This window comes from Cytophagales bacterium (assembly GCA_019456305.1).
Taxonomy (GTDB): Bacteria; Bacteroidota; Bacteroidia; order Cytophagales; family VRUD01; genus VRUD01.
In genome coordinates this window covers 20,089-32,712 of the sequence record VRUD01000050.1, presented here as the reverse complement: position 1 = coordinate 32,712, position 12,624 = coordinate 20,089, and the positions used below count along the sequence as shown (strand labels likewise).

Genomic DNA, 12,624 nt, shown 5'->3' with positions numbered 1-12,624 from the left:
TTGTGCAATACCTTCTAATAGTTGCGGAAACGGTTCACAGGGATGCAAATTCGTTACAGTAAGTGGTACAGTTACCCCGTCAGTATCAATTTCAGCTTCTACTACCACAATATGTTCAGGTGAAACCGTAATCTTCACATCTACTTCAAACGGTGGTGGGGGTAGTCCGAGTTATCAATGGTATTTGAACGGTAGCCCGGTAGGGTTCAACAGTTCAACATATACTACTCCATCATTGACAAGTAATGCGCAGGTGTATTGTGTTATGACATCAAGTTCAAGCTGTGCCAATCCAACTTCTGCTACATCAGGGACAACTACAATTACAGTAGTAAATACTACTCCACCTTGCGGTGTAGGTATAGCAGATATTGACTTCATCAACAACCTAAACATCCACCCCAACCCCAACACCGGTGAATTCATAATAGAAATGGAAATTACACAACCAAAGGATTTAGAGATAAAATTGCTAAATGCTATTGGTCAGGTAATTTATGAAGAAGGGTTGAACAAGTACGCAGGGAAATATCAAAAGACAATTGACGTAGGCAAGCAAGCGACAGGTATCTATACCCTGCAACTGCTCAGTGATGAAGGAATAATTAATAGAAAGATAATAATAGAATAAATTTTATCTAATCATTCATAAGAAAAAATAATAAAGGTCTGAACGGTAGAGACGACCAATTTGGTCGTCTCTACCGTTCAGACCTTTATTTATTATTAAACATTTATAGCAATCAATCCCGCACTTTATCTTCTTCTTTTTTAAACCATCCCATAAATAAGCCGCGCCCATCCCCCAAAGCCCTATCACACCAATAGCTAATAATAATATAGCAAGATTACTCATTATTAATTCTCCCTCAATATTTTATAGCAATCAATCCCTGACTTTATCTTCTTCTTTTTTGAACCATCCCAATAAATAAGCCACGCCCATCCCCAAAAGCGCTATCACAGTAAGTGCTATAAATAATATGGTAAGCTGGTCAATCATTATTTATCCTTTTTTCTAAAGTATATGCAAATATAAAAAATGCAGCGGTGCAAACAAACCCAAATGTTAAATTAAACAAATCCAGTTTGTCCTGTACAATATTGCCTACAATAGCCAAAAGAGCAACACCCTTGCTCATATCATACAAATATTTAGCCGTACTTATTCTTTGATGTTTATTCATTTCAAATAGTTTTCGCCACAAAATTAATTCAAATCATTCAAAAAACAAATACAATGATAATTATATTATTAATTGATTTACAATTTGAATGCTAAACTGATACCCTTAAATAATCTGAGACTTAAAATATTTTGCTTATTCAGGATGTATAAACTGTAAGCCGACAGGAATATAAATGACAGTCCTCCAAAGATCAACAGATCAAGCCAGCTTTTGATGATTATTTTGTCCCAGAAATAGTAAATAATAGTTGAAATACAAAAAACATACAGAAATATCTTCCATGCCTTTTTTGAATATAATTGCCGGGGTGAAACGTTTAATACTTTATTTGACACACGCATGAACAAAAATGTATGCAGCGCTGCCTGTACTAAAGAACCCAATATTACGCCACCTATACCTAAATAAAATGTTGCTGTAATGCTTATCGTAAAATTTATTGCTGACGACCAGGCTTTGATCCTTTTAACGTGATAAATGTGCTCTGTATTGGTCAATACAATGCTGATCGTTCTGTAGAACGGATTTAATACCAGGATCATCAGAGCGATCTTTCCCCATATTACATGATCATTGTAAATGCCTCCCATCCAAAGATCTATAAAAGGTTCAATAAATATAATTGCCCAAACAGTAACCGGGATAATAACAGCGAAATGCAGCAAATTTCCTTTTATAAGTATGTCGTTAATTATTTTGTGGTTTTTTAAGCTGTATTCTCTGGCGATTACCGGCCCTATGCCATAAAATATAAAGCTGTTAATTGACCTGATAAAATATAGAGGCTTGGTTATAACAAGGTATATCGTGATATAGGAAGCGCTCATAATCGTGCCTAAAATAAATCTGTCAGCCTGCATAGACAGAAATGTAAGTACAGAGAGGATAAACAGGTCAGTGCTGTATTTTAAAAAGTCATTATTTAAAAAAAAGTTTTTAAGCGTAGTGATGGGATTTACCCGTACTTTACAATAGAACTTTATTGCCTGCAGCGATAATATTGGAGGTATATCTTTTAAGAGCTGATTTTGAATAATTACTTTTATATCTAACCCCATAGGTATCAGCCGGGCTAAAAGCATTAAAACAACAAATAATTCAAAATTGATTTTATGGAAAAACACTAACAGATATATGATCAAATATAGCGCTAAAGCAAAAAGCTGGTTGATATTGCTTTTATAAAAAAGCTGGTATCCGCGAAGTATGCTATTAGGTATCCTTGACAACCAGAATATAAAGGTATAGACAGCCGTAAAATAAAATACGCTTTTAGCTATGTGAATATTGGCATCCGATACATTAAACAATGGTTTCAAAAAAAAAGAGAGCAGGAAGATCAGGCATGCCATTAATGTAGCCATAAACAGGATGGTAATAAAACTGACAAACAATGCCGATGAAAGCTTTTTTTTGTCCCGGTCAGCAGAATACGCTGCAATATATTTTGTCAATCCCCTGCCCACACCCAGGTCGAGAAATAATAAAGATCCTGAAAAGCCCAGCCCCAGGATATAGATCCCATACAGTTCATCTCCAAATGACCTTACAAAAAGTGGCAGGGAAATCAAAGAAAAGATGCTGGTCAATAATAATATTGATGTATTGGAGAAAGAATTTAAGGCAACTGTTTGTAATCTGTTCAATTTTGTAAAATTACTTAATTATTTGGTTCCTGAAAATAACAATCCGGCAAATTTAGCTTATAGGCTTTATTTAATGCTCTGTTACATTCATTATAGTAAGATTTTATCTGGTGTTTGATATCTTCCGAAATTTTAATATCCTTATCTCCAAGCAGCCAGAAAGATAGTTTTGATTTGAATATTTTCCTCATTTCCAAAGCTGTTAATCTTCCAAAATATGGTATGTAAATAGGGGGGATTATCCAATTTCTGTTATATTGGGAAGCAATAAATCTGTTCAATATTCTGGCAATAAAAATCTGGTTTGCACCATAAGACCTGTTTATTACAGAATTAATATCATCAAAATCATAACCAGGTTTAATACCTATAAAATTAAATATCTTTTGCAAATACCTGTGTTTATCCTGACAAAATTCTTCAAAAAGTAGGATCAGTATATTTTCTTTGCCGAATTTTTCTGCATAGTAATTGATCAGGTTATTAAACTTAAACATCTCTAAATTAACCCTATGATCATAAAGCACATAAGATGGTTGTATTTTGCCTTTATTATAGCCAATACGATTTTTAAACGACATCGTACCTCCTGCACTGATATGCTGCTTATATGAAGATATTATAAAATCAAACTGATTCCTGATCGCAATAATTATTTTAGCCCGTGGAAACAAATCATACAATTTATCTGCAATGTTTTTATTATTATATTTAAGACGCAGGTTGCCTGACATATTTTCGTTGGAGATCAAATTTATTTTAGTGCCATCCATACATTTTTCAAGATCTGACCGTGCTGAGTTTATATCAAAACTCAATGGATCCTGATAAAAAATCTTTGAAAATATTTCAATATTATTTTTGAATTGAATGTAATTGACATGAGATAATTTAGGGAAAATCAATTCTTGAAGATAAGAAGTAGCTGTTTTATGATAACCAATATGAATGAATAGGTTCATATAGAAGAAGAGATTATCTCTGTAAAGATATTAATTCTGTGTAAAAATCGGTTACCCGACTAAATTTCTTATTGTCTAATGAGTTTATCTTTTTGAGGCGCTAAAATTAAAAAAAACATTTAAATAAATTTGTTGTAATTAAAAAAAATTCTATATTTGCAATGATAAAATTTAAGATTAAAATCGAGATTTGGTCCAATCTTTGACATAATCCTTTTCTTTTATTAAAATTGTGTAACAAGCCATATTAAACAAAACTAATGGAAATTAAACTTTGAAAACTATGAAAAATCTAAATAAATTATTATCTGTTCAGTTGATCCTTTTATTAATGATTAAATCAATTGTTGTAGTGGAGCAACTTAATGCCCAACCCGGCACAGTAAAAACTCATCAGAAAATTAGTGATTTAGAGGGTAATTTTACCGGAGTATTAGATGATAATGATCGTTTTGGCATAGACATTGAAAATATTGGAGATTTAAACGGTGATGGGATCACTGATATTGCTGCAGGTGCACCGCTTGATGATGATGGCGGCAATGCAAGGGGCGCAGTATGGATTTTGTTTTTAAATAGTGATGGGACTGTCAAAGGCCATCAAAAGATATCCTCATTAGAAGGCAACTTTACCGGTCAACTTGATAATGCAGATAGGTTTGGTGTTGCAATTGCATCTTTGGGTGATTTAGACGGAGATGGAATTATTGATATTGTAGTATCGGCACGCTTAGATGATGACGGAGGGCAAGACAGAGGCGCTATATGGATACTATTTTTAAATATTGACGGCACTGTAAAATCGCATCAAAAGATCAGTGATACAGAGGGTAATTTCACGGGTAAACTGGATGATTTTGATCGTTTTGCATGGTCACTTACAAATATTGGTGACTTAGATAAAGATGGTATCACAGATATCGCTGCTGGTGTTGCTTTTGACGATGATGGCGGACCTGATAAGGGAGCATTGTGGGTATTATTTTTAAATTCAGATGGTACTGTAAAAAAACATCAAAAAATTAGTAGTACTGAAGGTGATTTTTTGGGCCAATTAGATGATACTGATTTTTTTGGAAGGGGTGTTTCAAGTATAGGAGATTTAAATAATGATGGGACCCTTGATATTGCTGTAATGGCTCCAGGTGATGATGATGGCGGAAATCATATGGGAGCTATTTGGATATTATTCTTAAATGATGATGGTACTGTAAAATCACATCAGAAAATATCAGCTACGCAAGGAAATTTTTGTGGAATAGTGGATGAAAATAGTAAATTTGTTAGATCATCAGTTGATACTATTGGTGATTTGGATGGTGATGGAATTATTGAATTTGTCGTTGGGCAAACACAAAGTGATGATGGAGGAAAAAACAGGGGCGCAGTATGGATATTATTCTTAAATATTGATGGCACTGTAAAATCATTTTTAAAAATATCTGATACAAAGGGAGATTTTTTAGGTGCGCTTGATAATAATGACAAATTTGGTATGAGAGTTTCTACACTTGGTGATTTAAATGGTGATAATAATCAAGATTTTGCTGTAAGTACTTTTACTGATGATGATGGTGGAGTTGACAGAGGAGCAGTTTGGATCATATTTTTAAATAGTGAGTTGAATCCTATCAGTTGTGGCTGTGTTACTTTTGATCATCTCATTCATACAATTTCTTTCGCAAATATTAATATTGAAGGTGTAAGAAAAAGTCTTAAATCAAAAGGAAATAATGCAAAGAAACAATTTGATAAGGGAAATCTTTTAGCTGCAGGTAATGTTCTTTGCGCTTTGCTAAATGAGGTAAAAGCACAAAATGGTAAACATATTGATCCCGCTTCTGCACTGGATATTGAAAATTGTATAATAACACTTGCAGCAAATTCAGGAATTTCTTTGCCTTGCCTGTCCGGAAATCTCAGATTATCTAACCCATCAGGGATGAGATTTGAAAGTTATCCAAATCCAACCAATGATAAAATCATTATTAAATTTAGTGTGGATGAAACAATTCCGATCACTTTAAAATTTTATAATATTTTAGGTATTCATATTAAAACTTTGTTTAAAGGAATTGCCGAAAAAAACAATACTTATTCATTGGAATATAATATGAATGATCTACCCATAGGTAGTTATTATTATATCTTAACCACCCCTGCCAAAAACTACAATAATAGAATAATTATAAGCAGATGATCTATGGATCATATTAAAAACTTTATAAAACAAAGAATCTTATTTTTCAAATACAAATATTTAAAATATAAGTATCGTAATCATACATATAGTGCATTTTATAAAGAAGTAATGCGACTACGTATTAAGGCTCTTGGGCCTTTAGGCGCAGTAGGCGTAAGAAAACCATCTCGTGAAAAACAACATCGTGGGTTACCTCAGCTTGAATTTCTGATGCAGCATGGATTAAAGCCCAATCATAAGTTGCTCGATATTGGATGTGGATGTCTGAGAGGGGGACTTCAATTTATCAGATATTTGAATGAAGAACATTATTATGGTATAGATATTAGCGCTGATATTTTAAAAGAGGGGAGAGAATTTTTATTTCAAGCCAAATTAGAACACAAAAGACCCCATTTGAGAACAAATTCAAATTTGAATTTTAATGATCTTTCCGGAGAAGTTTTTGATTTTATACTAGTCAAAAGCGTATTTTTTCACATGCCAATCGGGGATATAAAAAAATGTTTTGAAAATATCCATAAGGTTATGTCTTACAAAACTTTTTGCTTTGCCAGTTTTCTTGACGGTTTTAATCATAATTTTACCCCTGACTATCTAAACTTTTTTTACACTTTTGATACTTTTAGAGATCTAGGGTTAAAAAACAATTTGGATGTTACTATCATACAAGATAATGTTCATTCTTACAAGCAAAAGATGATGAAGATCACTTTTAAAAATAAACATTAACAAGTAGTCCAGCAGCAAATACCCAGAAACCAGAAACAACCCTCCTTTCGTGAAAGTGAGAGTGAACGTAAGAAGTCAATAAAATCAACCCTTTCACGTTCACATTCACGTTAAAGTAACAGTTTGAAATTTTCCCCCACTACTAAAAGAAATGGATCATTTTAAATGAATAAAATAAAAGTATTGCACAGTACCGGCACGTGGCTACCGCAAACCATGGTATGGCTTTATGAGCAGATATCTAATATACCCACTGGTAAAATAAATAACATGGTTGTATGTTATAAAAGGAAAAATGTTGACCAATTTCCTGTTAAAAATCTCTTTTCGGCTAATAACGAAAACAATTTATTTATAAATAGAGTTTTAAATAAATGCGGTATCATTTCAAATATCTCAATAGTTGAGCAGATCATCCAAAAAGAAAAACCTGTTATTTTACATTCACATTTTGGCGACAGGGGATATATTGATCATAAAATAGCAAAAAAACATGGGATCAAACATATTGTTTCATTTCTCGGGTATGATGTGGGAATGCTGCCTCAAAGAGATGACTGGAAAATGAAATATGAGGAGATGTTTAAGATTATAAATTTAGTTCTGTGCAGAGGGCCGGCAATAGCTAACATGCTTAGCGATCTTGGCTGCTCTAAGGACAAGATTATAATACAACGTATAGGTGTAAATCTTGAAAAGATAAAATTTTTACCAAGAAGAATTGTACCTCATCAACCAATTAAATTTCTGATTGCAGGCACATTCAGAGAAAAGAAAGGTATTCCGTATGCATTAGAAGCATTGGGTATTTTGCAAAAAGAATTTGACAATTTCACTATAACGCTGATAGGAAATGCCACTGATCAAAAACGGGATATAATTGAAAAAAAAAAGATATATAACATTATTAATAAATATAACCTCAGCAATAAAATTACTATGACGGGCTTTGTCAGTCAAAATTGCTTATTTAATATAGCAAAGCAATGCCATTTATTCATTTCTCCCAGTATAATGGCTTCGGATGGTGACATAGAAGGTGGTTCACCTTTTTTAATTACTGAAATGGCAGCCGGTGGTATGCCTGTAATAAGCACAACTCACTGCGATATTCCATATGTGTTAGGTAGAAAAAATAATACTTTGTTAGTAAAAGAAAAAGATGTGAATGGACTGTTCCTTTCTATATATAAACTATTGACCAATCCACAACTGTTTGAAGAGATTGCGGTAGATAATAGAAAATTTATAGAAGACAATTTGGATGTTAAGCTACGCAGCGCTGAACTGTCAGATATTTATCAACAAATCTTGAAGAAATGAAAATACTTCTGGTAAGCTATTATTTTCCACCTGAAAATACCCCCCGGGCGCATAGAACATTCTTTCTGGCAAAAGAATTTGCTCATCAGGGCCACCAGGTAACTGTCTGTATTCCAAACTACGATTTTGATTATTCAAATATTGAGCAAGATCTTGATCTTAATATTAAAAAGGTTTCAACCGGTTTTTTTTTCAACAGAAATGCCAAAGCAAAACTCTCAAAAGCAATAAGATCAACAAAAGATAACATTTCATATTTAGAGCGGTGTAAAAATTTTGCTTTTAAGTATGGGAAAAAAATGCTCAACCATTTGTTGCCAGATGGTAAATTTTGGGAGTATTCTATAACGCTTAAAAAAACTTTATTAGCTGAAAAACACCATTATGATATGCTGATCTCTGTTTCTTATCCTTTTCCGGTTCATTTAGGAACTGCTTTAGCTTTGAAGAAAAATCCCCGTCTGGCAAAAATTTCTGTTGCTGATTATGGTGACCCATTTTTTTATCATTTTAAAACCCCTAAAACTTTTTATTTTAAATCATTAGAAGCAAAAGTTATGAATAAATTTAATTATATAACAGTTCCAACTACAAGAGCCATCAAAGCATATTTACATTATAAAAGTAACGACAAAATTAAAGTTATTACCCAAGGCATTGACTTAGAAAATATAAAAACAGCCAAATACCGGCTCAATAAGATAACTACATTTGCCTATGCAGGTGTTTTCTATAAAAAAGTTAGAGACCCTAAAATATTCTTTGACTATTTATTAGGTTTAAAAGCACAATTCAACTTTTTAATATATACAAATTTTCAAAATGGTGATACCATCAGCATCCTTGAGCAATATAGAAGCAAGCTGAACGGGAAGCTATGCATTCATTCAAACATCCCCAGGTCAGAATGTATTTATGAGCTGAGCAAAGCAGATTTTTTGATCAATGTTGATTACCTGGCCCCCTATCAGTCTCCAAGCAAAATAATTGATTACGCTTTAGCAGGCCGGCCAATACTCAGTTTCAATCAAAATTCTTTTAGCCACCGGGTTTTTGATCAGTTCTTGAAGGGCGATTACAGTAAACGATTAAAGGTTGATTTAAATAAACATAATATTGAACATGTGTGTAATAAATTTATAGAACTATATAATGAAAAAAGTGATTAACTATACTTTATGAACATTTTGTGTTATATTTGCGTTAAAATAATAAAATTATGGCTATAGAAGTAGAAGAATTAGCACAGCGCGTTTCTCATCTTGAAGGAAGATACGATGGGATAGCTGATGATGTCAAAGATATCAAGATTGATATCAAGGCCATCAATCAAAACTTAAAAATGCTTTATGAAAAATCAGAACGCGACAAAACCGAGTTTGTTGAACGAATTGAAGCAACTAAAACCGAGTTAAAAACCGAGTTTGTTGAACGAATTGAAACTACTAAAACAGACCTCATAAAATGGATGGTCGGCATCTCTGCCACATTTACTGTTATTACCATCACCGCTATATGGGCGATATTGAGCTTTGCAATACCAACCAAGACCGTCTCAACAGACCCTGCAGGGAACCCTAACGAAATAATCGAAAAAACCGTTCAACCCCCTGTTGAATGATTTTACTATTATTCCCACATGACCCTTTTATGGTTAGTCTCCAAATATCCCAATGCACTAAATCCTATGGATGGAGCATTTCACATCGATATTGCTGAAGGGTTGGCAAAAAAGGGCGTTGAGATGAACATTATAGCTCCGGTTCCTTATATTCCACCTTTCATCCCTGCTTTGTCAAAAAAAATAAAAACATATAAGAAATTGCCTTATTATGAATGCCGGTCAGACATCGGGATTTACCGCCCAAGATATTTTGGCTATTACAAACATTTATACTATGGGGCTGTACATAAGTTTATATATTTTGCGGTAAAAAAAATCTTTGACAGAAAGCCCGACTTGATCCATGCCCATTTTGCATATCCTTTAGGTATGGCAGCGCTTCAACTTTCACGATTTTGGAATGTACCCTATATGCTTACATTACATAGGAATGATGTTAACGAATATCCATTTTATAATAAACGCTCGCACAACAGGTTCAAAAAGGCCATACTTGGCGCTGATGAAGTGATCTCGGTTAGCAAGCCTTTATCCGAACGAACAGAATCTTTAACAGGCAGAAGGCCAAAAATTATCTCAATTGGTATAAATTTAGCCAATTACGAAAATTTGCCAAATAAGTTAGTATCAAGAGAAAAATTGAAATTACCTTCTGGTAAATTTATCGTATTGTATGCCGGGCATTTTATAAAGAGAAAAGGTATAATTGAATTGGTTGAAGCGATCAAAACCATTAAGCGCCTCACCCCTAACCATCCTGCCAGCCCCCCTCCCACAGGGCCAGCATTACGGGAGGCAGGGGGAGCTGGTAGAGGGGAGCTTTCAGGTATTTTTAGCGGCTTTGGCCCCTTAACAGATGTGATAGTTTCGGCTTCTGATGTGATTTCAACCAGGCTTACTCCACACCACATGATCCCATTATTAATGTCAGCAGCCGATCTGCTCGTCTTACCTTCCTATGACGAAGGAATGCCTACGGTTTTAATAGAAGCCGGAGCTGCGTATCTTCCGGTTATAGGTAGCGCTGTTGGAGGGATAACGGATCTATTAGCTGATGGAAGGGGGTTGCTCGTAGAGCCTGGTTCTGTAAAAGCCATTGTTGAAGCAATCAATAACGTTAGATCAGATTATCAAAGCGCTTTGCAGCGTGCTGGAAAGTTAAAAAAATATGTGGAAAAACATTATAATGTAGATAAAAATGCGGAGATCATAATAAATGAATATAAAAATATAATACAAAACGATTAAGGGTTAATTTAAACGACTATAAAATTAAAAATGTGTGTGATAAATTTGTAGAACTATAGAATGAAAAAAATGATTAATTCTACTATAAAAAAAGAATCCTCTTCCCTCCTTTCCTTCCCCGAAAAAATCGGGACAGGCAGGAGAGGGGATGGGGGTGAGGTGTTTAAAAACATCATTATTTTTTCAAAAACAAAATGGCAAGAACCTCCCCGGTTACGACATCAATTAACAAGGCTGCTAAAAAAAAACGGTCATAATATCATTTTTTTTGAAAAAAATTATACTAACTTTCCTATCCCGGGTACCCGGGATAGGAAAGTTCTTGCTAGATTAGAGGAAGGCATCCATTTTTATTCCCATCCTGAATTACTTCATCACCAGTTAAGGCCTTTCAGGTTACTTAGAAAATTAAACGAATATTACGAATTAAAATACATTAATAAAATACTGAATAACAATAACAAACCCCAGTTGGATAAAACAGACCCAGGTGAAATAGTCCCGAGTACTCGGGATCACGGGGTAAAAATCCAACAGGGTAAACATCTAACATCTAATATCCAACCCCGATACGCTCGTACCTCGCTACGGGGCAAGCATCCAACACCTGCCCGCCAAAGGCCTATGGCAGGCGGGTCTAACATCCCACCAGACCTCATAATAAATTTTAACTATGATTATTACTTCTTAAAAAACCTCTTTCCTAATGCTCCCATTGCAACCATCATCAATGATGATTTTGAAGTGAAAGCAAAGTTTTGGATGAAAAGATCAGCCAGGGATCAGATCCGGCAAACCTGCATGAACTCAGATATCGTTCTTACCGTGTCATATCCTTTATTAAAAAAAATGAAAAAATATAACAAAAATACCTACCTGTTCTTTCCCTGGGCTGAAAAGCTATACCAAAAACCCCAATCTTTCTCATCTATTTCCACTCACTTGCTCCCCCTCTCCACGACAGTGGAGAGGGGGCTAGGGGGTGAGGAGGAGAGGAAGTCGGAAGGTGATATGCGGGAGGTAGTCCTCTATTACGGATATATCAACAATAAGCTTGACTGGAAAATAATCACCAACCTTGCTCAAGCCAAAATTAAGCTAAGATTTATAGGGCCGGTAGCCAAAAATGTTCGTAAACAAATACGTTACCTGCTTAACTTTAAGAATTTTGAACTATTACCATCTTGCGATATTCAAAATATTGATTTTGATGACGTTTGCTGCTCGATTATTCCTTATGATCTTAATTTTAAAAATAACCATTCAATTACGGTCAGCAACAGGATATTTAATCTGTTGAGCTATGGTATTCCTATTGTAAATGCAGATTTGAAATATTTAATTGATGCACCGCAAAATATTATCCGGAAATGTTCATCTCTTGAAGAATATATGGAAGCCATCAATTTTTTAAAAAATAATTTTTCTTTGGTTCAGGCAGATATTAAAAATTTCTTAAAAGGTCATTATGAAGCAAACAGGTATCAATTTTTGATAGAAATTTGTAAAACAACATTTATGTTGTAAAAAGTACTTGATATATCACCTAAAAATCTAAATTAAAAAGAAAGAAAAGTGATGTAAATGTTATGATACTTCCTTAATTTAGTTGCCGTAAAAGTAAAAAATTAATAATAATAGGGTCAACCAGCACCCAGTAACCAGCATCCAGTAACTGATAATTTGGTGCATGATG

12 protein-coding genes are annotated in these 12,624 nt (G+C 34.0%); 8 read left to right on the top strand and 4 right to left on the bottom strand.

Annotated features, from left to right (window positions below; genetic code table 11):
- A partial coding sequence (locus tag FVQ77_11425; GenBank protein ID MBW8050924.1) for a T9SS type A sorting domain-containing protein occupies positions 1–631 on the top strand: 631 nt, incomplete at its 5' end.
- 15 nt (positions 632–646) lie between these two features.
- Here the strand turns inward: FVQ77_11425 and FVQ77_11420 are convergent.
- The 4 genes from FVQ77_11420 to FVQ77_11405 form a co-directional block, all read right to left on the bottom strand.
- On the bottom strand, positions 647–856 hold the full coding sequence (locus tag FVQ77_11420; protein MBW8050923.1) for a hypothetical protein: 210 nt from the start codon (positions 854–856) through the stop codon (positions 647–649).
- A 139-nt stretch (positions 857–995) separates the two neighbouring features.
- Positions 996–1,187: a hypothetical protein gene (locus tag FVQ77_11415; protein ID MBW8050922.1), complete on the bottom strand. Its 192-nt coding sequence runs from the start codon at positions 1,185–1,187 to the stop codon at positions 996–998.
- A gap of 77 nt (positions 1,188–1,264) precedes the next feature.
- Positions 1,265–2,836 carry an oligosaccharide flippase family protein gene (locus FVQ77_11410; GenBank protein MBW8050921.1) on the bottom strand — a complete coding sequence of 524 codons (1,572 nt, stop codon included), beginning with the start codon at positions 2,834–2,836 and terminating at the stop codon, positions 1,265–1,267.
- A 14-nt stretch (positions 2,837–2,850) separates the two neighbouring features.
- Entirely contained in the window at positions 2,851–3,798 is a 948-nt protein-coding gene (locus FVQ77_11405; protein MBW8050920.1) for a sulfotransferase, read from the bottom strand.
- A 283-nt stretch (positions 3,799–4,081) separates the two neighbouring features.
- On the opposite strand from FVQ77_11405, the gene FVQ77_11400 reads away from it, so the two are divergent.
- From FVQ77_11400 to FVQ77_11370, 7 genes are all read left to right on the top strand, one after another.
- Complete coding sequence (locus FVQ77_11400) at positions 4,082–5,998, top strand: hypothetical protein (protein MBW8050919.1); 1,917 nt, start codon at positions 4,082–4,084, stop codon at positions 5,996–5,998.
- Between the two features lie 3 nt (positions 5,999–6,001).
- Complete coding sequence (locus FVQ77_11395) at positions 6,002–6,733, top strand: class I SAM-dependent methyltransferase (GenBank protein MBW8050918.1); 732 nt, start codon at positions 6,002–6,004, stop codon at positions 6,731–6,733.
- A gap of 165 nt (positions 6,734–6,898) precedes the next feature.
- Positions 6,899–8,056, top strand: a complete 1,158-nt coding sequence (locus FVQ77_11390; GenBank protein MBW8050917.1) for a colanic acid biosynthesis glycosyltransferase WcaL — start codon at positions 6,899–6,901, stop codon at positions 8,054–8,056.
- Positions 8,053–9,225, top strand: a complete 1,173-nt coding sequence (locus FVQ77_11385) for a glycosyltransferase family 4 protein (protein ID MBW8050916.1) — start codon at positions 8,053–8,055, stop codon at positions 9,223–9,225. Before FVQ77_11390 ends, FVQ77_11385 begins: the two co-directional genes overlap by 4 nt.
- Positions 9,226–9,275: 50 nt before the next feature.
- Positions 9,276–9,677 (top strand): hypothetical protein, encoded by a 402-nt coding sequence (locus tag FVQ77_11380; protein ID MBW8050915.1) that lies wholly within the window; start codon positions 9,276–9,278, stop codon positions 9,675–9,677.
- 18 nt (positions 9,678–9,695) lie between these two features.
- The gene (locus tag FVQ77_11375; protein ID MBW8050914.1) at positions 9,696–10,928 is read left to right on the top strand and encodes a glycosyltransferase family 4 protein; all 1,233 of its coding nucleotides are present in this window, start codon (positions 9,696–9,698) and stop codon (positions 10,926–10,928) included.
- Between the two features lie 60 nt (positions 10,929–10,988).
- Positions 10,989–12,455, top strand: a complete 1,467-nt coding sequence (locus tag FVQ77_11370) for a glycosyltransferase family 1 protein (GenBank protein MBW8050913.1) — start codon at positions 10,989–10,991, stop codon at positions 12,453–12,455.
- The last annotated feature ends 169 nt before the right edge of the window (positions 12,456–12,624 follow it).

Coding starts and splice junctions, on each gene's coding strand:
- FVQ77_11375 (MBW8050914.1), top strand. CDS start 9,696: ATGACCCTTTTATGGTTAGTCTCCAAATATCCCAATGCACTAAATCCT.
- FVQ77_11415 (MBW8050922.1), bottom strand. CDS start 1,187: ATGAATAAACATCAAAGAATAAGTACGGCTAAATATTTGTATGATATG.
- FVQ77_11420 (MBW8050923.1), bottom strand. CDS start 856: ATGAGTAATCTTGCTATATTATTATTAGCTATTGGTGTGATAGGGCTT.
- FVQ77_11400 (MBW8050919.1), top strand. CDS start 4,082: ATGAAAAATCTAAATAAATTATTATCTGTTCAGTTGATCCTTTTATTA.
- FVQ77_11405 (MBW8050920.1), bottom strand. CDS start 3,798: ATGAACCTATTCATTCATATTGGTTATCATAAAACAGCTACTTCTTAT.
- FVQ77_11380 (MBW8050915.1), top strand. CDS start 9,276: ATGGCTATAGAAGTAGAAGAATTAGCACAGCGCGTTTCTCATCTTGAA.
- FVQ77_11370 (MBW8050913.1), top strand. CDS start 10,989: ATGAAAAAAATGATTAATTCTACTATAAAAAAAGAATCCTCTTCCCTC.
- FVQ77_11385 (MBW8050916.1), top strand. CDS start 8,053: ATGAAAATACTTCTGGTAAGCTATTATTTTCCACCTGAAAATACCCCC.
- FVQ77_11390 (MBW8050917.1), top strand. CDS start 6,899: ATGAATAAAATAAAAGTATTGCACAGTACCGGCACGTGGCTACCGCAA.
- FVQ77_11395 (MBW8050918.1), top strand. CDS start 6,002: ATGGATCATATTAAAAACTTTATAAAACAAAGAATCTTATTTTTCAAA.